Annotated in this window: 16 protein-coding genes; 12 read left to right on the top strand and 4 right to left on the bottom strand. The window is 60.0% G+C overall.

The features are described from left to right. Window positions 1-158: 158 nt before the first annotated feature. The 12 genes from ACQ4OB_RS06290 to ACQ4OB_RS06235 all read left to right on the top strand — a co-directional run bounded on the left by ACQ4OB_RS06290 (window position 159) and on the right by ACQ4OB_RS06235 (window position 12,710). Entirely contained in the window at window positions 159-1,151 is a 993-nt protein-coding gene (locus tag ACQ4OB_RS06290; RefSeq protein WP_430955305.1) for a D-cysteine desulfhydrase, read from the top strand. Window positions 1,152-1,505: 354 nt separating this feature from the next. After that, a complete protein-coding gene (gene tcyJ / locus ACQ4OB_RS06285) occupies window positions 1,506-2,300 on the top strand; it encodes a cystine ABC transporter substrate-binding protein (RefSeq protein WP_074872532.1) in 795 nt (264 codons plus the stop codon). Then, a complete protein-coding gene (gene tcyL, locus ACQ4OB_RS06280) occupies window positions 2,300-2,965 on the top strand; it encodes a cystine ABC transporter permease (RefSeq protein ID WP_074872530.1) in 666 nt (221 codons plus the stop codon). Before tcyJ ends, tcyL begins: the two co-directional genes overlap by 1 nt. A gap of 4 nt (window positions 2,966-2,969) precedes the next feature. Next, entirely contained in the window at window positions 2,970-3,725 is a 756-nt protein-coding gene (gene tcyN, locus ACQ4OB_RS06275; RefSeq protein ID WP_430955304.1) for an L-cystine ABC transporter ATP-binding protein TcyN, read from the top strand. 502 nt (window positions 3,726-4,227) lie between these two features. Continuing rightward, window positions 4,228-4,992 (top strand): hypothetical protein, encoded by a 765-nt coding sequence (locus tag ACQ4OB_RS06270; protein ID WP_102615003.1) that lies wholly within the window; start codon window positions 4,228-4,230, stop codon window positions 4,990-4,992. 358 nt (window positions 4,993-5,350) lie between these two features. Further along, window positions 5,351-6,592: an SfnB family sulfur acquisition oxidoreductase gene (locus ACQ4OB_RS06265; protein ID WP_074872524.1), complete on the top strand. Its 1,242-nt coding sequence runs from the start codon at window positions 5,351-5,353 to the stop codon at window positions 6,590-6,592. A gap of 38 nt (window positions 6,593-6,630) precedes the next feature. After that, window positions 6,631-7,824, top strand: coding sequence for an SfnB family sulfur acquisition oxidoreductase (locus ACQ4OB_RS06260; RefSeq protein WP_430955303.1), 1,194 nt, complete (start codon window positions 6,631-6,633; stop codon window positions 7,822-7,824). Continuing rightward, the gene (locus ACQ4OB_RS06255; RefSeq protein ID WP_074872521.1) at window positions 7,824-9,176 is read left to right on the top strand and encodes an LLM class flavin-dependent oxidoreductase; all 1,353 of its coding nucleotides are present in this window, start codon (window positions 7,824-7,826) and stop codon (window positions 9,174-9,176) included. The genes ACQ4OB_RS06260 and ACQ4OB_RS06255 overlap by 1 nt, the downstream gene beginning before the upstream one ends. 151 nt (window positions 9,177-9,327) lie before the next feature. Beyond that, window positions 9,328-10,137, top strand: coding sequence for a MetQ/NlpA family ABC transporter substrate-binding protein (locus tag ACQ4OB_RS06250; protein ID WP_430955302.1), 810 nt, complete (start codon window positions 9,328-9,330; stop codon window positions 10,135-10,137). Window positions 10,138-10,139: 2 nt separating this feature from the next. Then, entirely contained in the window at window positions 10,140-11,261 is a 1,122-nt protein-coding gene (locus ACQ4OB_RS06245; RefSeq protein ID WP_430955301.1) for a methionine ABC transporter ATP-binding protein, read from the top strand. Continuing rightward, window positions 11,251-11,895 (top strand): methionine ABC transporter permease, encoded by a 645-nt coding sequence (locus ACQ4OB_RS06240; protein ID WP_095054448.1) that lies wholly within the window; start codon window positions 11,251-11,253, stop codon window positions 11,893-11,895. The genes ACQ4OB_RS06245 and ACQ4OB_RS06240 overlap by 11 nt, the downstream gene beginning before the upstream one ends. A 185-nt stretch (window positions 11,896-12,080) precedes the next feature. After that, window positions 12,081-12,710: a class I SAM-dependent methyltransferase gene (locus ACQ4OB_RS06235; RefSeq protein ID WP_074872516.1), complete on the top strand. Its 630-nt coding sequence runs from the start codon at window positions 12,081-12,083 to the stop codon at window positions 12,708-12,710. Window positions 12,711-12,751: 41 nt separating this feature from the next. Here ACQ4OB_RS06235 and ACQ4OB_RS06230 read toward each other — a convergent pair whose 3' ends face one another. The 4 genes from ACQ4OB_RS06230 to ACQ4OB_RS06215 all read right to left on the bottom strand — a co-directional run bounded on the left by ACQ4OB_RS06230 (window position 12,752) and on the right by ACQ4OB_RS06215 (window position 20,328). After that, entirely contained in the window at window positions 12,752-15,010 is a 2,259-nt protein-coding gene (locus ACQ4OB_RS06230) for a glycoside hydrolase (RefSeq protein ID WP_430955300.1), read from the bottom strand. 100 nt (window positions 15,011-15,110) lie between these two features. Further along, entirely contained in the window at window positions 15,111-18,164 is a 3,054-nt protein-coding gene (locus tag ACQ4OB_RS06225) for an efflux RND transporter permease subunit (protein WP_430955299.1), read from the bottom strand. Continuing rightward, the gene (locus ACQ4OB_RS06220) at window positions 18,161-19,228 is read right to left on the bottom strand and encodes an efflux RND transporter periplasmic adaptor subunit (protein WP_074872509.1); all 1,068 of its coding nucleotides are present in this window, start codon (window positions 19,226-19,228) and stop codon (window positions 18,161-18,163) included. Before ACQ4OB_RS06220 ends, ACQ4OB_RS06225 begins: the two co-directional genes overlap by 4 nt. Next, a complete protein-coding gene (locus ACQ4OB_RS06215; RefSeq protein WP_430955375.1) occupies window positions 19,225-20,328 on the bottom strand; it encodes an efflux RND transporter periplasmic adaptor subunit in 1,104 nt (367 codons plus the stop codon). The genes ACQ4OB_RS06220 and ACQ4OB_RS06215 overlap by 4 nt, the downstream gene beginning before the upstream one ends. Window positions 20,329-20,455 lie beyond the last annotated feature (127 nt).

Raw genomic sequence — 20,455 nt, 5'->3', positions numbered from 1 at the left:
CCGCGTTAACCGCGATTACTTTACGGCATGGCCTGGAAGCCGAATTAAGAACCGATTGTGCTGTGCTCAGCACTTTTTGGCATAAGGCCGATTGGCAGTTGCCCCGCTAAATAGGCGTGCCTATAGTCCTGTCATCTCCCTCCCCCAGTACGGACCCCATGATCAAACAACAGCTTGCCCGCTTTAACCGTCTCGACTTGCTCGGTCATCCTACCGCCCTGGAAAAACTCGAACGCCTGTCGGCCTGGCTGGGCCGCGATGTGTACGTCAAGCGTGATGACCTGACGCCGCTGGCGATGGGCGGCAACAAGCTGCGCAAGCTCGAATACCTGGCGGCCGATGCACTGGCACAAGGCGCCGACACCTTGATCACCGCTGGTGCGCTTCAGTCCAACCACGTGCGCCAGACCGCCGCCATTGCGGCCAAGCTTGGCCTGGGCTGCGTGGCCCTGCTGGAAAACCCTCTCGGTACCGACGACGCCAACTATGTCGGTAACGGCAATCGACTGTTGCTGGACCTGTTCGACGCCAAGGTCGAGCTGGTGGAAAACCTCGACAATGCCGACGAACAATTGCAGGCCCTGGCCGATCGCCTGCGCAACAACGGCAAGAAGCCGTATCTGGTGCCGATTGGTGGCTCCAACGCATTGGGCGCTTTGGGTTATGTGCGTGCCGGGCTGGAATTGGCCGAGCAGATCAAGGACACCGGGCTGACATTCGCGGCCGTGGTGCTGGCTTCGGGCAGCGCCGGGACCCATAGCGGTCTGGCGCTGGCGTTGAGTGAAGCACTGCCGGATTTGCCAGTGATTGGTGTCACGGTTTCCCGCAGCGACGAAGACCAGCGCCCGAAAGTCCAGGGCCTCGCCGAACGCACTGCCGAGCTGCTGGGCGTGAGCCTGCCGGCGAGTTTCAAGGTGGAATTGTGGGACGAATATTTCGGCCCGCGCTACGGCGAACCGAATGCCGGGACGTTGGCCGCCGTGAAGCTGGTGGCGGGTCAGGAAGGCTTGCTGCTGGACCCGGTTTACACCGGCAAGGCCATGGCGGGTTTGCTCGATGGCATCGGGCGCCAGCGCTTCGATGACGGTCCGATCATCTTCCTGCACACCGGCGGGGCGCCGGCATTGTTTGCCTACAAAGACTTCCTGTAGGCGGTAGCCTGTGGCGAGGGGGCTTGCCCCCGTTGGGTCGCGTAGCGGCCCTTGTGTTCGGCAGTCATACCGAGTCAGCAGTCATTGCGACTGCTTCGCAGCCGAACGGGGCGATGCGGCGTTCCGACAAGCCCCCTCGCCACAATGGATCGCGTCAACTGTATATTCCAATAGTGAATAACAAACTTATTATTAATTATTTTCGAATCTAAAGCCGCCATCATATAGTCACGCCGCAGGCGAATTTGCAGCGAGACGCATACGCTGCTTTAGGGCAGGATATCGCAGTCGTCCAAATCCCGATTTTGCCAACATTCCTAAAAGCGTCTTCATAAGAAAACACAGGGGCTTGTCATGAATTTTTCCGCACTACGTCGAAACCTGCTGGTGGGTTCGCTGGGCCTGGCGCTGAGCGCCGGTCTGCTGGGGCAAGCGGTTGCCGGTGAGCAACTGCAAAAAATCAAAGACGCCGGCGTGATCAACGTGGGTCTGGAAGGCACTTACCCACCGTTCAGTTTCGTCGACGCCGACGGCAAACTGGCCGGCTTCGAAGTCGAGTTTTCCGAAGCCCTGGCCAAAGAGCTGGGCGTGAAAGTCAAATTGCAGCCGACCAAATGGGAAGGCATCCTCGCTGCGTTGGAATCCAAGCGTCTGGACGCGGTGATCAACCAGGTGACCATCACCGAAGAACGCAAGAAGAAGTACGACTTCTCCACGCCGTACACCGTTTCCGGGATTCAGGCGCTGACCCTGACCAAAAACAAAGACACCATCAAGACCGCCGCCGATCTGGCCGGCAAGAAAGTCGGCGTAGGCCTGGGCACCAACTACGAGCAATGGGTGAAAGAGAATGTGCCCAAGGCTGACATCCGCACCTACGAAGATGATCCGACCAAGTTCCAGGACCTGCGCGTTGGCCGCATCGACGCCATTCTGATCGACCGCCTCGCCGCCCTGGAATACGCCAGGAAGGCCAAGGACACTTCCGCCGCCGGCGAAGCGTTCTCCCGCCAGGAAGCCGGTATTGCCCTGCGCAAAGGCGAGCCTGAGTTGCTTGCTGCAGTGAACAAAGCCATCGACAAGCTGCGTGCCGACGGTACGTTGAAAAAGCTGTCGGAAAAATACTTCAGCGCTGACGTCACTCAATAATGGGAGAAGCTTTCCAACTTGCGCTGGATTCCGCGCCTTTCCTGCTGAAGGGCGCGTACTACACGGTGATCTTGAGCCTAGGCGGGATGTTCTTCGGCCTGGTGATGGGCTTCGGCCTGGCATTGATGCGCCTGTCGCGCTTCAAACTGGTGAGCTGGATCGCCCGCATCTACGTGTCGTTCTTTCGCGGCACGCCGTTGCTGGTGCAACTGTTCGTGATCTATTACGGCTTGCCGCAATTGGGCATCGAACTTGATCCGCTGCCGGCGGCCCTGATCGGCTTCTCGCTGAACATGGCGGCCTATGCCTGCGAAATCCTCCGTGCCGCGATCAGCTCCATCGAGCGCGGCCAGTGGGAAGCCGCCGCGAGTATCGGCATGACCCGCGCGCAGACCCTGCGCCGGGCCATCCTGCCGCAAGCGATGCGCACGGCCCTGCCACCATTGGGCAACAGCTTCATTTCGCTGGTGAAGGACACCGCGCTGGCAGCCACGATCCAGGTGCCGGAACTGTTCCGTCAGGCGCAGCTGATTACCGCCCGTACCTTTGAAATTTTCACCATGTACCTTGCCGCCGCGCTGATCTACTGGGTTCTGGCCACGGTGCTTTCGCACCTGCAGAACCAGTTGGAAGCACGGGTCAATCGGCACGATCTGGAGTCCTGACCCAATGATTGTCGTGGAAAAACTGACAAAGCAGTTCAAGGGTCAAGTGGTGCTCAACGGCATCGATCTGCAAGTGAAGGAAGGTGAGGTGGTGGCGATCATCGGGCCTAGCGGCTCGGGTAAAACCACGTTCCTGCGTTGCCTGAATTTTCTTGAAGAACCCACCAGCGGCCGGATCAAGGTCGGTGACATCGAGATCGATGGCAGCCGTCCGCTGAACCAGCAGCAAGGCCTGGTGCGACGCTTGCGCCAGCACGTGGGTTTCGTGTTCCAGAACTTCAACCTGTTCCCTCATCGCACTGCCCTGGAAAACGTTATCGAAGGCCCGATCATCGTAAAGAAGATCCCGCACGCCGAAGCCGTTGCCCTGGGTAAAAAGCTGATGGCCCGGGTCGGCCTGGCGGGCAAGGAAGATGCGTACCCGCGTCGCCTTTCCGGTGGTCAGCAACAGCGTGTGGCGATTGCCCGCGCGCTGGCGATGGAGCCGGAAGTGATTCTGTTCGACGAACCGACCTCAGCCCTCGACCCGGAGCTGGTAGGTGAAGTGCTGGCGACCATCCGCAGCCTCGCCGAAGAGCGGCGCACCATGGTCATTGTCACCCACGAAATGGGCTTTGCCCGGGACGTGGCGAACCGCGTGGTGTTTTTCGACAAAGGTGTGATCGTCGAACAAGGCGAAGCCAAGGCCCTGTTTGCCAATCCAAAAGAAGAACGGACGAAGCAGTTTCTCAGCAAGTTCCTGACTAACACCCAGCACTGAAACATCGCCTCACTACTTGTTAACTTCCATGGATGGAAGTGACAACCACTCCCACCAACAAAACCCTCGATATAGGCTCTTCGCTTGTTCACCTCTTTGAACAATAGATAAATTCTTATAGCCGCAGGCGGTACATATATATCTCCTGCAACAGAATAACCTCGCTTAAAATCCAGCCAAGACCCGCACCCTCGCCGTGCCGGGCTTCGCCGTCGACACCGCCGCCAAAAGCCCATAGAACAAGGTCAAGTTCGACAGAGCGGTGCAGTTTATTAACTCCACTGCGTAGGATCTTTCTGAATAACACACGATCCAATACTTAACTAACAAACTCTATTGACACTTATACAAGCGCACTCTTATCTAGTCTCCAACAGGCAATTAACCTCGCACTCATTCACTATTTAATTTCACACACAGTGAACAGTTTTGTTGCCCGGTAATTCACGCCTTTCGAACTTTCAGAAACGGACTTTCGCTGCAAGGCTTCAAGGAGAATCCCATGACAAGCACTTCGAACAAACCCGAACTTGCGGCCCCAACTCTGGCGCAATCTCACAAGACCTGCATCAACATCACCTCGGCGGCGCACCTGCTGATCGATGTGGCGCCCTACTCCGGCATGGACGAAGGCGACCTGATCGAACTGTTCTGGGATAACTGCTACGTGGCCTCCAGAGTACTGACGGCTGACGATGTCGGCCAACCGGTCCAATTGCGTGTGCCCGAGAGCTTCATCGCCAATGGCACCTCGCGTGTGCACTACCGGATCATGCAGATCGGGCAAGGCCCCACCCTTTCAGCCACCAGACGGGTGCAGATCAAACTCGACTGCCCCGGCGGCCAACCGTCAGCGCTGTGCGGCGATGAAAACCAGAGTCTGGAGCCGGTGAACATTCCCGAGACCATTCGCCGCCAGGGCGTCAATCCGAACCAGATCAAGCGCGGTGTTCCGTTGACCATCGAGCCTTACCTGAACATGGCCGCCGACGACGAAATCACCTTGCGCTGGGGCGATGTGCGCATGGACCTGCCCAAGCTCAAGGCTTGCGATGTCGGTCAACCGATTCAGGTCTGGGTGCCGCCGGCGATCATTCTCGAAGCCGGCGAAGACCTGCGGCTGGAAGTGACTTATTGCATCCTCGACCGGGCGGGCAACAACTCCCGTTGGGCACCGCCGCGCTGGCTGAAGATCGGTTGCGCCAATCCGTACTTGAAGGCCCGGCCGAAAGAAATGCTCATGGCCGCCGAACCCCGCAAAAACTGAGATCCCTTGTAGCAGCTGGCGAAGCCTGCGTTCGGCTGCGCAGCAGTCGTAAATCCTGAATCCGCGATTAACCTGAATAACCGCGGCGCCTGTTTTAACGACTGCTGCGCAGCCGAACGCAGGCTTCGCCAGCTGCTACATGAATCTGTGGCACCGCCTTCTATGCATATTCCTAAAAGTTAGTTTATTAATTTTTTATACACGCTTAGGGTATATGCACCGGACCACCGGACATTCTTGTTTTCGTTCGTCGCAACCATCGCGGCGTTTCCATGAGATGTGAGGTAGGTATGGTCCGGAACACAATCACCCCAGTGCAGATCGCCAGGGCATTGCGTGCAGCCAAGGAGCGGCACTGATGTCCAGTCTGGCAGATGCAATCGTCCAGAGTGATCTGGACATCGCCCCGTTGTTGTTGCCCGCGCAGGTCTTGCGTAACGACGCACAAGCCATCAAGGCCGCCCATGAGCTGGCGCAAGTCGCCCGTCTGCAAGCAGCCAAACGCGACCAGCAGCGCAAGCTGCCGTGGTCGGAAATCGAACAGTTCACCCGCAGCGGCCTGGGCAGCATTTCTATCCCGCGTGAGTACGGTGGCCCGCAGGTTTCGTTCGTCACGCTGGCCGAAGTCTTCGCGATCATTTCCGCGGCCGACCCGGCACTGGGACAGATCCCGCAAAACCAGTTCGGCATTCTCAACCTGTTACTCGGCAGCGCCACTGAATCGCAAAAAAAGCAGCTGTTCAAAAGCGTGCTCGGCGGCTGGCGGATCGGTAACGGGGGACCTGAGCGCGGCACCAAAAACACCCTTGAACTCAAGGCGCGAATCACCGCCAGCGGCGACGGCTTCGTCCTCAACGGGCAGAAGTTCTATTCCACCGGCGCCCTGTTCGCCCACTGGGTCGCCATCAAGGCGCTGAACGACGATGGCAAGCAGGTTCTGGCCTTCGTCCGTCGCGGCACTCCCGGGCTGCGCATCGTTGATGACTGGTCGGGCTTCGGCCAACGCACCACCGCCAGCGGCACTATTTTGCTCAACAACGTGCAGGTCGACGCCGAGCTGGTGGTGGATAACTGGAAGATCAACGACAGCCCGAACATTCAGGGTGCCGTGTCGCAGCTGATTCAAGCCGCCATTGACGCCGGCATCGCCCGGGGCGCCATCGACGACGCCATCGAGTTCGTGAAAACCCGTGCACGGCCGTGGATCGACGCCAAGGTCGAACGGGCCAGCGACGACCTTTATGTGATCGCCGACATCGGCAAACTGAAAATCGAACTGCACGCCGCCGAAGCGTTGTTGCGCAAGGCCGGGCAAGTGCTCGATCAGGTCAACGCTGCGCCGCTCACCGCCGAGTCCGCCGCCCGCGCCTCGATTGCCGTGGCCGAAGCCAAAGTGCTGACCACCGAGATCTCGCTGCTGGCCAGCGAAAAGCTTTTCGAACTGGCCGGCAGCCGCGCCACCCTCGCCGAATTCAACCTCGACCGCCATTGGCGCAACGCCCGCGTGCACACGTTGCACGACCCGGTGCGCTGGAAATATCACGCCGTCGGCACCTATCACCTGAACGGCACGCTGCCCGCTCGCCACTCCTGGATCTAACGACCAGAACACTTTTGACCAGATCTCTGGAGAAACACATGACCCTTTCTCACCACGTCGCGGTCATCACCAGCGATGAGCAAGCCCTGATCGTCGCCAGTGACCTGGCCGAAGATTTCAAACGCGACAGCGCCCTGCGCGACCGCGAACGCCGTTTGCCACACCCGGAACTGGAAGTGTTTTCCCGCTCGGGCCTTTGGGGCATCAGCGTGCCAAAAGAATACGGCGGCGCCGGGGTTTCCAACGTCACCCTGGCCAAGGTGATCGCGCTGATCGCCCAGGCTGACGGTTCCCTCGGCCAGATCCCGCAGAACCATTTCTACGCGCTCGAAGTGCTGCGGGTGAATGGCAGCGAAGAGCAGAAAAAACGCCTCTACGCCGAAGTGCTGGCAGGGCAACGCTTCGGCAATGCCCTCGCGGAACTGGGCACCAAAACCGCCCATGACCGCGTTACCAGCCTGACTCGCGACGGCGACGGCTACCGCATCAACGGCCGCAAGTTTTACGCCACGGGCGCGATTTATGCCCAGCGCATTCCGACCTCGGTCGTGGACGAAAACGGCGTTCAGCAACTCGCTTTCGTCCCTCGTCATGCCAAGGGCCTGACGGTCATCGACGACTGGAGCGGCTTCGGCCAGCGCACCACCGGCAGCGGTTCGGTGGTGTTTGAAGATGTTTACGTCGCCGCCGAAGACGTGATTCCGTTTCAAAGTGCGTTCGAGCGCCCGACCACCGCCGGCCCGTTGGCGCAGATTCTTCACGCCGCCATCGACACCGGCATTGCTCGCGCCGCCTATGAAGATGCGCTGCATTTCGTGCGCACCAAAACCCGGCCGTGGATCGATTCCGGCAACGGAAAAGCTATCGAGGACCCGCTGACCATCAAGAGCTTTGGCCACTTGAGCATTCGCCTGCACGCCGCCGAAGCCTTGCTGGAACGCTCCGGCGAATTCCTCGACAAGGCCCAGGCCGACACCAACGCCGAGACCGTCGCCGCCGCGTCGATTGCGGTCGCCGAAGCCCGCGCCATCAGCACCGAGATTTCCCTCGCCGCTGGCAGCACGCTGTTTGAACTGGCCGGCAGCCAGGCAACCTTGATTGAACACGGCCTGGATCGTCACTGGCGCAACGCTCGGGTGCACACACTGCACGACCCGGTGCGCTGGAAGTACCACGCGGTGGGCAACTACTACCTCAACGATGAAAACCCGCCACTGCGGGGGACCATCTGATGGCGAAGAAAAAGATTTTGCTTAACGCGTTCAACATGAACTGCATCGGGCACATCAATCATGGTCTGTGGACGCACCCACGGGACACGTCAACCCAGTACAAAACCATCGAATACTGGACCGAACTGGCGCAATTGCTAGAGCGTGGCCTGTTCGACGGCTTGTTCATCGCCGACATCGTCGGGGTTTACGACGTCTACCAAAACTCGGTGGACGTCCCGCTCAAAGAGTCGATCCAACTTCCGGTCAACGACCCGCTGCTGCTGGTCTCGGCCATGGCTGCGGTCACCAAAAACCTTGGCTTCGGCCTCACCGCCAACCTGACGTACGAACCGCCGTATCTGTTCGCCCGACGCATGTCCACGCTCGATCACCTGAGCCGTGGCCGGGTCGGCTGGAACATCGTCACCGGCTACCTCGACAGCGCCGCCAAAGCCATGGGGCTGAGCGAACAGGTCGAACACGACCGTCGTTACGACCAGGCCGACGAATACCTGCAAGTGCTCTACAAACTCTGGGAAGGCAGCTGGGAAAACGGCGCGGTGCTTAACGATCCGCAACAGCGGATCTACGCGCAGCCCGAGAAAGTGCACAAGGTCGAGCACAAGGGCGAGTTCTATCAGGTCGAGGGTTATCACCTCTGCGAACCCTCGCCGCAGCGCACACCGGTGCTGTTCCAGGCCGGCAGTTCGGATCGCGGTTTGCTGTTCGCCGGGCGGCATGCCGAGTGTGTGTTCATCAGCGGCCAGAACAAACCGTCGACCAAGGTTCAAGTGGACAAGGTGCGCGCCAGCGCCGTCGAGGCCGGGCGCAACCCCGAGGACATCAAGGTGTTCATGGGGTTGAACGTGATTGTCGGCGAAACCGAAGAGGCAGCCTGGGCCAAGCACGCCGAGTACTTGAGCTACGCCAGTGCCGAGGCCGGCGTGGCGCATTTCTCGGCTTCCACCGGGATCGATTTTTCCGAGTACGACATCGACGAACCGATCCAGTACGTGAAGAGCAACGCGATCCAGTCCGCTACCAAAAACCTGCAAAACAACGACTGGACCCGCCGCAAATTACTCGAGCAACACGCCCTCGGTGGTCGCTACATCACCGTGGTGGGTTCGCCGCAGCAGGTGGCGGATGAGCTGGAATCGTGGATCGCCGAAACCGGGCTGGATGGCTTCAACCTGACGCGAATCGTCACGCCGGAGAGTTATGTGGATTTCATCGACCTGGTGATTCCGGAGTTGCAACGGCGCGGGTCGTACAAGACCGCTTATGACAGCGGCAGCCTGCGGGAAAAACTGTTTCACGCAGAGGCGCATTTGCCTGAGCAACATACCGGATCCCATTACCGACACTAACCCCTGTAACTGATCGTTCCCACGCTCTGCGTGGTAATGCCTCCCGGGACGCTCCGCGTCCCTGCGGCGGTGACGCAGAGCGTCACTGGCTGCATTCCCACGCGGAGCGTGGGAACGATCGCCAATCCAATGCACTGACTGGAAAATCATCATGACCAAAAAACTATTCAGCCACCCAGTCAAAGCACTGGCCTTGGCCCTCGGCCTTTTCAGCTCCATCACCTTCGCCGCCGACGCGCCGCTGAAGGTCGGCACCACCGCCGCCTTCGCCATTCCCCTGGAAGCCGCCGTCGAAGAAGCCAGGAAACAAGGCCTGCAAGTCGACCTGGTGGAATTCAGCGACTGGATCGCGCCCAACGTCAGCCTCGCGGCCGGCGACATCGACGTGAACTACTTCCAGCACGTCCCGTTCCTGGAAAACGCCAAGGCCGCCGCCGGTTTTGACCTGGTGCCGTTCGCACCGGGGATCATCAACAACGTCGGCCTCTACTCGAAGCAATACAAAAGCTTCGACGAACTGCCGGAAGGCGCCAGCGTGGCGATCGCCAACGACCCGATCAACAGCGGTCGTGGCTTGCAACTGTTGGCCAAGGCCGGGCTGATCACCCTAAAACCGGGTGTCGGCTACAAGGCCACCGAAGAAGACATCATCGCCAATCCGAAGAAGATCAAAATCCTTCAGGTCGAAGCCGTGCAACTGGTACGCGCCTATGACGACGCCGATCTGGTTCAGGGCTACCCGGCCTACATCCGCTTGTCGAAGACCTTCGATGCCGGCTCCGCCCTGCTGTTCGACGGCCTCGACCACAAGGAATACGTGATTCAGTTCGTGATCCAGCCGAAAAGCAAAACCGACCCGCGCCTGATCAAATTCGTAGACATCTACCAGCATTCGCCGGCCGTGCGTGCAGCGTTGGATAAAGCCCACGGCAAGCTCTATCAAGCCGGGTGGGAAAGCTGAATATGACGGCAGCCACGCAACTGCGACTGGAGATTCCAGAGCTCAAAAACGCTGAACAAACGGAACTGCACCCGAACCTGAACCGTGCTCATGTGCGCTTCATCGGCCTGGGCAAAACCTACAACGGTCAGCAAGGACCGGTCGCCGCGCTGCACGGCATCGACCTGGCGATCCAGCGCGGTGAGGTGTTTGGCATCATCGGCCGCAGCGGCGCCGGCAAGTCGTCGCTGATCCGCACCATCAACCGCCTGGAACAACCGAGTACGGGGCGCGTGCTGATCGATCAGATCGACATCGGCGAGTTCGATGAAGACCGCCTGGTGGCGCTGCGTCGGCGCATCGGCATGATCTTCCAGCACTTCAACCTGATGTCGGCCAAGACGGTTTGGCAGAACGTCGAATTGCCGCTGAAAGTCGCCGGGGTGCCGAAGGAAAAACGCCAGCAGAAAGTCCGCCAATTGCTGGAACTGGTGGGCCTGCAAGAGAAACACAAGGCCTACCCGGCGCAGCTGTCCGGCGGGCAGAAACAACGCGTCGGCATCGCCCGCGCCCTGGTGCATGACCCGGCGATTCTGCTGTGCGACGAAGCCACTTCGGCGCTGGACCCGGAAACCACGCAATCGATCCTCGGCCTGCTGCGCGAGATCAACCAGCGCCTGGGCCTGACCATCGTGCTGATCACCCACGAGATGGCGGTGATCCGCGATATCTGTGATCGGGTCGTGGTGCTGGAACACGGACGAATCGTCGAACAAGGGCCGGTCTGGGAAGTCTTCGGCAACCCGCAGCACGAGGTCAGCAAAACCTTGCTGGCACCGTTACAGCACGGTTTGCCGGAAGAACTGCAAAGCCGCTTGCAGGCACAGCCACAGTCCTCGGACGCTGCTGTTGTGCTGCGTTTGCAGTTCACCGGCAGCGCCAGCGACGAGCCCGACCTGGCCGCGTTGTTCAGTGCCCTCGGCGGTCGCGTGCGCTTGCTGCAAGGTGGCGTGGAACGGATTCAGGGCCATGCCCTCGGGCAACTGCTGCTGGCGGTGACCGGTTCGTCTCTCAGCGCAGAGGAATTGCGTCAACGCGCCGGCAACTGGGCACAACAGGTGGAGGTGCTGGGTTATGTGGTTTGATCGCTTGCTGCAAGGCTTCATCGACACCTTCCTGATGGTCGGCGTGTCGTCATTGATCGCACTGCTGGCGGGCATTCCGCTGGCGGTGATTCTGGTCACCAGTTCCAAGGGCGGAATCTATGAAGCACCGGCGCTGAACCGCGCGTTGGGCGCGTTCGTGAACCTGTTCCGCTCGATTCCGTTTCTGATTTTGATGGTGGCGCTGATTCCGTTTACCCGGTTGATCGTCGGCACCACGTACGGCGTTTGGGCCGCCGTGGTGCCGCTGACCATTGCCGCCACGCCGTTCTTTGCGCGCATTGCCGAAGTCAGTTTGCGTGAGGTGGATCACGGGTTGATCGAGGCGGCGCAGGCGATGGGTTGCCGACGCGGGCATATCGTTTGGCATGTGTTGTTGCCCGAGGCGCTGCCGGGAATTGTCGGCGGTTTCACGATTACGCTGGTGACGATGATCAACTCGTCGGCCATGGCCGGGGCGATTGGTGCCGGTGGGTTGGGCGATATCGCCTATCGATACGGGTATCAACGCTTTGATAGCCAGATCATGTTGACGGTGATTGTGTTGCTGGTGGTGTTGGTGGCGGTGATTCAGTTGGGCGGGGATCGGTTGGCTCGGGGGCTCAACAAGCGCTGAGTCTGGCTGAAGTTATTGGTTGTCAGTGATACCGCTTTCGCGAGCAGGCTCGCTCCCACATTCGACCGAGATGTCCAGACGGACGCGATCAACTGTGGGAGCGAGCCTGCTCGCGATTGGCTGCGAAGCAGCCACTGGTTTGATGGCGTATATTCGGCAAATCCCAATTGCCTGCGCAGCCGACCATGAAACAGACCCCCACCGACCTCGAGCAGATCACCTCCACCACCCTGGGCCATTACAACTCGGTGGCTGAAAGTTTTCGCGAAGGGACGCGCGATCATGATGTCAGCCAGAACATCGATGCGCTGTTGCGGCATATTCAGGGTGAGGCGCCGTTCGACATCCTCGATTTTGGCTGCGGGCCGGGTCGTGATTTGCAAACCTTCACGCGCATGGGCCACACCGCCGTAGGGCTTGATGGTTCGGAGAAGTTTGCGCAGATGGCCCGACAGGACAGCGGTTGTGAAGTCTGGCAGCAGGATTTCCTGAAGCTGGATTTACCGGCCGAACGTTTTGACGGGATCTTCGCCAATGCGGTGCTGTTTCATATTCCGCGCCAGGAACTGCCTCGGGTATTGAAGGAGTTGCGCGGGGCCTTGAAGCCGGGTGGCGTGCTGTTCAGTTCCAACCCGCGTGGCGAGAATCAGGAAGGCTGGAACGGGCCGCGTTATGGGGCGTACCACGATCTTGAGACGTGGCAGCAATTGCTGACGGCGGCGGGGTTTGTGGAGCTGGAGCATTACTACCGGCCGGCAGGGCTGCCGCGGGAGCAGCAGCCTTGGCTGGCGAGTGTCTGGCGTAAACCGGCGTAGCCTGTCAGGACGCAAATCGCGATCAGGTTCGCGACGGTTTTCTAACGTTGCACAGCGACTTGATAGGTCGTCACTCCCCCGCTCGCGTCAAACGCGGTAATGCTTCGATCGGCCAGCGGTCGCCCATCCATCTCACGTTCGCGTACATCAAAGTTCGCCACCAGCCTGGTGCCATCGGCGAACGTTGTCTGCTGTACCTGACGGTCTTCAGTCAGCCAACGGAAACCTGTCATTGCCTGAGTCGCCAGACGCTCATGCAGCGGGCGGAAGAACACATCCTGACGCGCAATCACCGGTAACCGCTGCTTCAGCGTCGCCGCACTCAGGTGATACAGCGGCGGCACGTTGTAGAGCAATTGCGTCAGCTCATTATCGGCGCGCACATTGCTCAACTTAAGGCTGTCGAACAACCAATGATGGGTGGTGATCACCGAGCCATGGAACACCGCCTGATAAAGCGGCAAGCGCGTTTGCGGCGCAAAGTGAACCGTGCGATAGGGTTCCTTGAGCGGCACGGGCTTGAAGAAAACCTGCGGCTGTTCATCAGGAAACCAGCGGCCCAGGTAATAGGGCGACTTCGGATTCTTGCTCATATCCGAATCCCCCCAGCCGATCACCGGTGTCTGCATCCCATGGGCAAACAACACACCTTGGGCCGTGGTGGCGTTGCCATCCTCGGAGCCGGTCGGTAGCTTCAATGTCTCGTTGACCCAACGCGAAGCATCGATGTTGCCTTCGGCATTTTGCACCTGAGTCATGGTCGCTCCCACACGGTAGCTGTCGAACAGCATGCCAGTGGCGTAGGCGTCCAGAAACCAGCTATTGAATCCGGCCTTGCCAAGCACAGCCCTGATGCGCGCTTCAAGCAATGGCCGAACACAACGCGGATCGGTGTAATGCCCCGATTGCTGAAACCCGCTTTTGAACGTCCCGGTTTCCAGCACGACCGCACATTCCTGGTTGGCTCTGGAGCCCAGATGCGCGGTGGTCCAGTCCGGGTTTTCAGTGATGGTCAGCGCCGTTTCATAGGAATCATAAGGCGCCACCAGATAACCTGCGGCAACGCCTTGGCGCACCGTTTCAGGATGCCAGAGCCCCCCTTCCCAACCCTCGCCAAGGCCAAGCCATAATCGCGTCAGGCCTGCAGCTTTCAGTTGTTCGATTGTGGTGGGTGACAAGGTATTGCCCCAGCGTTCCGGGGTTGCCGTCAAAGCATCGGAAAACGCCACTGCCAGCTCAGCACGTAACACGCCGTAGCCGTCAGCCAGTTTTTGCATGTCCGGTTCGACCACAGACTGCCAGCCGCTGCGTGCCTTCTTGTTGAGTGCAGCATTGAGGCTGCGTAGCAACGTGGCTTGCTGGTAACGATCAAGCGGTGGCTCAGCCCGGGCCAGTAACTGCGAGCTTTCAGTGTCAAAACTGGAACGTAACTCGCTGGCCAGCAGCCCATTACCGCGCAACCTTTTCAGCAAGGCTGGCCAGCTTCGAACATCCTCCGGTCCGAGCAGGTCATTACCCCACAGATAAGCATGACTGGCGCCCAGGAGCTTTTTGGCTTCGGGAGTCTTCAGCAGTTTGTCGCTCAAGGTTTCGTATTGCCCGCTGTCGATCAACCATTTCCGATAGCGCCTGGCACCCGCCAACAGATCGACATCACCCAACGACAGCTTGAAAGTCAGCGGTGCATTGGGCTCGAGGGAGGTGAATTGATGATGAACAGTCAGAGCAAGGGTGTTGTTGTTTTCGGCGCTGAAGATCAGGCGATTGTTGTAAGGGTTGGTCATCAGCCAGTTCAGCGTGAAGCCACCGTGATCAACGCCCCACAGCGGCAGACTCAGGTCTTGGGTGGTATTGAACGCCCCCTGATCGAGCAGAAAGGTTTGCCACAGCGGATCACCGGCAGGCACGTAACGCCCCTCGGCCAGCGGCCAGATCAGCCCTTTTCCCATGGAACTGCCAGGCTGTTTCAGAAAGCTCAGTTCACCGGGATCACGGGCCGTGATGGACAGGGACAGGTCACGCTGATCGAGGGCGGCACTGAGCGTCCAGGCGCCGCCATCCCACTGCCAGTCCATGCGATTGGCGCTTTGCTTGAGGTTGCTGACCTTATACCCGGTAACGCCCGACGAGGCTTGCACTGGCAAATGTTGTGCGGGAGTGACAAGGATCGCCAGCGTGGCGGGATCGAGTTCGACGCGCCACTGCGAATTTTCCAGCACATTGCCAGCCAGCGTCGGGGGTGAACACAACAGAGCGCCGAGCAACAGCACATAGCGCAGACAATGAGTCATCGGTGACATCGAAATCCCTCCTCCATCAGGAAAGGGACCGTACAGCAACGCACCGGCCATGTAAGTAGGACCGTTCCCAAACGTCACTCGGGAACGATCAACCCACCAATTACTGCGCTTGCTTTTTCGGTTCGCGGATTTTGTACCAGGCCACATACAGCGCCGGCAAAAACAGCAATGTCAGCAGCGTCGCAATAACAATCCCGCCAATCATCGCGTAGGCCATCGGCCCCCAGAACACTTCCCGGGCGATCGGAATCATCCCCAGGCTCGCCGCCGCTGCCGTCAATAGAATCGGCCGGCGACGATGCTCCGTGGCTTGCACCACCGCATCCCACGGTGCATGGCCTTCCTTCTCCAGGGCTTCGATCTGCGTCACCAGAATCACCGAGTTGCGGATGATGATGCCGATCAGCGCCAGAATCCCCAGGATCGCCACAAAGCCCATCGGCGTGCCCGTCGGGATCAGCGCCAGCACCACGCCAATCAAGCCGAGTGGTGCGACGCTGGCCACCAGGAACAACTTCTGCACGCTGTGCAACTGGATCATCAGGAAGGTCGCCATCAAAAACAGCATCAACGGCACGACCTTGGCAATCGGGCCCTGGGCCTTGGCGCTTTCCTCGACGGTGCCGCCCGTGGCGACCTTGTAGCCCACCGGCAAACTGGCGGCGAATTTATCGATGTCGGGTTGGAGTTGTTTCACCAGGTCGGTCGGCTGAATTTCGTCGCGCACCGCCGCCTTGATGGTGATGGTCGGTTTGCGGTCGCGGCGCCAGACCAGCGGCTGCTCGAGTTCATAACGCACGGAAGCGAACGCCAGCAGCGGAATCGACGTGCCGCCCGGCGTGACGATCTGCAGGTTCTGCAGGGTTTCCGGAGTGCCGCGCTCGGCGTCTACCGCACGCCCCACCACGTTGATCAGGTAGATATCGTCATCGACCTGAGTCACCGGCGCACCGACCACAATGCTGTTCATCAGGTTGGCCACGTCTTCCGACGACAGCCCCAATTGCCGCGCCTTGTCCTGCGCGATGTCGATGCGCAGGACTTTGCCCGGTTCGTTCCAGTCGTAAATGATCTCGCCGATGTGGGTGTTTTTATCCAGCTCGGTGGCCAGGGCGATGGCGTGTTTGCGCACCTGATCGATGTCCTTGCCGCTGACCCGGTACTGAATCGGCCGACCTACCGGCGGGCCCATTTCCAGCGCCTGGACGTAGCTGCCGACACCGACAAAATCCTTGCGCAGGCGCTCGCGCAAGCGTTGGCTCAGCGCGTTACGCGATTCCAGCCCTTTGCTGACGATCACCAATTGCGCGTAGTACGGGTTCTGCAATTGCTGGTCAAGGGGCAGGTAAAAACGGATCGCACCTTCGCCGATGTAGGTGCTCCAGCGCACGATGTCCGGGTCGTCCTTGAGCGTCGCTTCGAGTTTGTCCACAGCCTTGCGGGTTTCGGCAATCGAGGCGTTTTGCGGCAGGTTCAGGTCGACGAGGATTTCCGGGCGATCCGAGGACGGGAAGAACTGGTTCTGCACGAACTGCATGGAAAACACCGACGCCACAAACAGTGCAACGGTGATGCCGATCGCCCACCAACGATTGCGCATGGCCCAGAGCATGCCGTAATTGAACGCCCGACCGATGCGCCCCGGTTCCGCGTCGTGAGGTTTCACATTGGCGCTGAGGATGTGCACGCCGATCACCGGGGCGAACAGCACCGCGACAACCCACGACACGATCATGGCCACCGCGATCACCGCGAACAGGGTGAAGGTGTACTCGCCGGCCGAGCTGGCGTTCAAGCCGATGGGCACGAAACCGGCCACCGTCACCAACGTACCGGTGAGCATCGGGAACGCGGTCGAGGTGTAGGCGAACGTAGCGGCCTGCTCCTTGGTATCGCCCATTTCCAGGCGCGTGACCATCATCTCGACGGTGATCATCGCGTCATCCACCAGCAGGCCGAGGGCGATGATCAACGCGCCGAGGGAAATCCGCTGCATGGTGATGCCGCTGTACTCCATGAAGACGAAGACCATCGCCAGCACCAGCGGAATCGAGCACGCCACCACCAGCCCGGCGCGGACGCCGAGGCTGATGAAGCTGACGATCAGCACGATCACCACCGCTTCGAACAACGCGCTGGTAAAGCCGCCGACGGCTTTTTCCACCACTTCGGCCTGGTCGGAAACGTTGTGCACGCCGACGCCCACCGGCAGGTCGGCGGTCAGGTCGTTCATGCGCTGGTGCAGCGCGCTGCCGAACACCTGGATGTTGCCGCCCTTCTTCATCGCAATGGCGAGGCCGATGGCAGGGTGGCCGTTGAAGCGGAATTCCGGCGTTGACGGATCGACGTAACCACGGCTGATCTCGGCGATGTCGGCCAAGCGGTAGAAACGATCGTTGAGCCGCAGGTTGACGTTTTCCAGGTCTTTCTCGGAGGCGAACTGCCCGGTCGTGCGCACGGAAATCCGCTCGGGACCGGCCTCGATCACACCCGCCGGGGTCACCGCGTTTTGCGATTGCAGGCTCTGCACCACCTGACGCTGATCGATACCCAAAGCCGCCAGTTTGCGGGTGGAGAAGTTCAGATAGAGGACTTCATCCTGCTCGCCGACCATCTCGACCTTGCCCAGCCCCGGTACTTCGCGGATCTCGGCGCGGACCTGCTCGACGTAATCGCGCAATTGGCGCATCGACAAGCCGTCGGCGGTAAAGGCGTACACCGAGCCGAACACGTCACCGAATTCATCGTTGAATCCCGGCCCTTGCAGGCCTTGGGGGAAGTCACCGCGAATGTCATTGATCTTCTTGCGCACCTGGTACCAGATTTCCGGGATGTCCTTGGCGCTGGTGGTATCACGCAAATTAACGAAGACCGTCGACTCGCCGGGGCGGGTGTAGCTTTTCACGTAGTCGAGCGAGTCGAGCTCTTCGAGTTTTTTCTCGATCCGGTCAGTGACCTGCTTGAGGGTTTCTTCCTGGGTCGCGCCCGGCCAGCGAGTCTGGATCACCATGGTTTTGATGGTGAATGACGGGTCTTCCTCGCGTCCGAGGTTCAGGTACGAGAACACGCCCATCAGCAGCGCGACGAACATCAAATACCAGACAAACGACTGATGCTTGAGGGCCCATTCGGATAAGTTGAAACTCCCTTTCATTGCGGGCTGTCCTCATCGATTTTTACTTTCTGCCCCGGTTTCAGGCTGTTCACGCCGGCACTGACCACTCGCTCGCCGGACTTCACGCCGTTGGCCAGCACCATCGTTGAGCCAGTGCGGCTGATCAGGCTGACGTCTCGCGGGGAAACAGTTTGGGTCTGCGGGTCGACGACCCAGATCCGCGGTTTTCCATCGACTTCCTGGAGCGCGGTCAGGGGCAGTTCGATACGCGGTTTGATCGCGGAGCTGAGGGTCACGCTGATGGCTGTGCCCAGGCGAAAACCCGGTGGGGTGTCGGTCAATGTCAGGCGGGCGCGACGGGTGCGAGTCGCGCTTTGCGCCTGGGGTTCGATTTCGCGAATGATCGCGGTGCTGGTGATGCTCGGGTCAAGTTGGGCGGCCACCTGAAACACCACGTCATTCGGCAACTGGTCGACCAGGGTGTCCGGCAAGTCGATCACCGCTTCCTTGATGTTCGGCTGCGCCAGGGTCACCACTTGCTGGCCGGCGCTGACGACTTGCCCGGCTTCGGCGTTCCACGCGGTGACGATGGCTTGGTGATCGGCGCGCAGTTCGACGTAGTTGAGCTGGTCCTTGGCCTGATCGACCGCAGCCTTCGCTTGATCGAGGGAGGCCTGGGTGGTTTTGAGGTCGGTCTGTGCGATGTCGAGTTGCGCCTGGGCGCCTACGCCGCGATCGAACAACTCTTGCTGACGCCGGGCGTTGGCCTGGGCGTTGATGAGTTGCGCCTGGACATTGGCCAGATCACCCTGGGCGGAGCGCAACTGGTTCTGCTGATCGGTGGGGTCGAGGGTTGCGAGTAACGCCCCCTGATCGACTTCGGCACCGACATCCACATGACGGCTGGCGATACGCCCTGACACCCGGAAGCCGACATTGCTTTCATACCGGGCCTGGATGCTGCCGGCGAAGCGGCCCAGGCTTTCTTCGTCCAGAGACTGGACCTTGATGGACAGCACCGGACGCACAGGCTCCGGCGGCGATTCCTTTTCCGAGCAGGCCACCAGCATCACACCGGCGCATACCAGTAACAGACGCTTCATGGCTGGGCTCCTGCGGCTAAATCCTTAGAGGTGTCTTCGGCGATTTCCACCTTCACGCCAGGGTGCAGCAACTGGCCGCCGGCAATGACCACTTTTTCACCGCCCTTCAGGCCGGCGCTGATGATCACTTTGCCCGTCAAGTAGCGGCCGACCGTGACGTTGTGCAGCTGTGCCTTGCCCTCGCCGTCCACCAGCCACACCGCCGGCTCGCTGAGATTTTTGGTCAGTGCCGACCAGGGCAGTTCGACCGCCGACTTGCCTGGCGTCTGGGCCGTGGCACTCACCACCGAACCGAGCTGCATGCCTTCCGGTAGTCCTTTGAGCGTGACTTTGACCTGCACCGTGCCAGTCTGCGCAGAGACGGCCGGGGTGATTTCCCGAACAGTGCCGGTGGTTTTCACCTCAGGTTTGTCGATCAGGCTGACGACCACCGTTTTCCCCTCTGGTGGCTCTGTCAGCAGCGATTCGTAGACGTTGAACACGGCGTCGCGCTCACCGTCCCTGGCCAGGCTGAAAATCGGCACGGTGGCCTGCACCACTTGGCCGACTTCGGCCTGCCGCGCGGTAATCACCCCCGGCGCGTCGGCGACCAACGCGGTGTAGCCCAGTTGTTCCCGGGCGTTGGCCAGTTGCGCCTGGGCCGCCGTCAAGGCGCTTTGGCTGCTGCGCAAGGCGGCTTGGGCGGAATCGTATTCACTTTGGCTGGTATAGCCCTTGGGCAGGAGTTTTTGCTGGCGAACGAAGGCGGCGGCGGTCTGTTTGACTCGGGCCTGCTCGGCAACAACTTGCGCCTGGGCCGAGTCGACGCTGGTTTGCAGGTCCTTGGGATCGAGCCTGGCCAGAACCTGTTTGGCCGAAACCCGGTCACCGACATCGACTGTACGCTGGATGATCTTGCCGCCCACGCGGAACGACAGATCGGTCTGGACCCGCGCCTGAACATCACCGGTCAGGGTCACTGTCGCTGCGTAATCCGCAGGTTTTACTTCTTGAACGAATACCCGCGGACGGTCCTTTTCGACCGGTTTTTCATCGCCACAGGCGCTCAGCAGAACAAGGAGGCTCAGGCCAACCACTGTTTTCAATCCGGGACCCACTATGCAGACTCCTTTGCGTTGTACGAACGTGCAGATGGCGATACGACTGTGAGCTTAGAACAGGGTTCCAAGGGTGCGCCTCACGGTTTGAAATAAAGCCTGGCGCACGATGACGTCGACAATAAGGCAG

Origin of the sequence: Pseudomonas sp. ES4, from assembly GCF_050586665.1 — a bacterium.
GTDB lineage: Bacteria > Pseudomonadota > Gammaproteobacteria > Pseudomonadales > Pseudomonadaceae > Aquipseudomonas > Aquipseudomonas frederiksbergensis.
Note: the sequence above shows the minus strand (reverse complement) of the source record. Positions and strands in the feature narration are given on the sequence as shown.

What these genes read in the sequence shown, in the direction of transcription:
- ACQ4OB_RS06290 (WP_430955305.1), top strand. Translation starts at nt 159, where the DNA reads ATGATCAAACAACAGCTTGCCCGCTTTAACCGTCTCGACTTGCTCGGT.
- tcyJ (WP_074872532.1), top strand. Translation starts at nt 1,506, where the DNA reads ATGAATTTTTCCGCACTACGTCGAAACCTGCTGGTGGGTTCGCTGGGC.
- tcyL (WP_074872530.1), top strand. Translation starts at nt 2,300, where the DNA reads ATGGGAGAAGCTTTCCAACTTGCGCTGGATTCCGCGCCTTTCCTGCTG.
- tcyN (WP_430955304.1), top strand. Translation starts at nt 2,970, where the DNA reads ATGATTGTCGTGGAAAAACTGACAAAGCAGTTCAAGGGTCAAGTGGTG.
- ACQ4OB_RS06270 (WP_102615003.1), top strand. Translation starts at nt 4,228, where the DNA reads ATGACAAGCACTTCGAACAAACCCGAACTTGCGGCCCCAACTCTGGCG.
- ACQ4OB_RS06265 (WP_074872524.1), top strand. Translation starts at nt 5,351, where the DNA reads ATGTCCAGTCTGGCAGATGCAATCGTCCAGAGTGATCTGGACATCGCC.
- ACQ4OB_RS06260 (WP_430955303.1), top strand. Translation starts at nt 6,631, where the DNA reads ATGACCCTTTCTCACCACGTCGCGGTCATCACCAGCGATGAGCAAGCC.
- ACQ4OB_RS06255 (WP_074872521.1), top strand. Translation starts at nt 7,824, where the DNA reads ATGGCGAAGAAAAAGATTTTGCTTAACGCGTTCAACATGAACTGCATC.
- ACQ4OB_RS06250 (WP_430955302.1), top strand. Translation starts at nt 9,328, where the DNA reads ATGACCAAAAAACTATTCAGCCACCCAGTCAAAGCACTGGCCTTGGCC.
- ACQ4OB_RS06245 (WP_430955301.1), top strand. Translation starts at nt 10,140, where the DNA reads ATGACGGCAGCCACGCAACTGCGACTGGAGATTCCAGAGCTCAAAAAC.
- ACQ4OB_RS06240 (WP_095054448.1), top strand. Translation starts at nt 11,251, where the DNA reads ATGTGGTTTGATCGCTTGCTGCAAGGCTTCATCGACACCTTCCTGATG.
- ACQ4OB_RS06235 (WP_074872516.1), top strand. Translation starts at nt 12,081, where the DNA reads ATGAAACAGACCCCCACCGACCTCGAGCAGATCACCTCCACCACCCTG.
- ACQ4OB_RS06230 (WP_430955300.1), bottom strand. Translation starts at nt 15,010, where the DNA reads ATGTCACCGATGACTCATTGTCTGCGCTATGTGCTGTTGCTCGGCGCT.
- ACQ4OB_RS06225 (WP_430955299.1), bottom strand. Translation starts at nt 18,164, where the DNA reads ATGAAAGGGAGTTTCAACTTATCCGAATGGGCCCTCAAGCATCAGTCG.
- ACQ4OB_RS06220 (WP_074872509.1), bottom strand. Translation starts at nt 19,228, where the DNA reads ATGAAGCGTCTGTTACTGGTATGCGCCGGTGTGATGCTGGTGGCCTGC.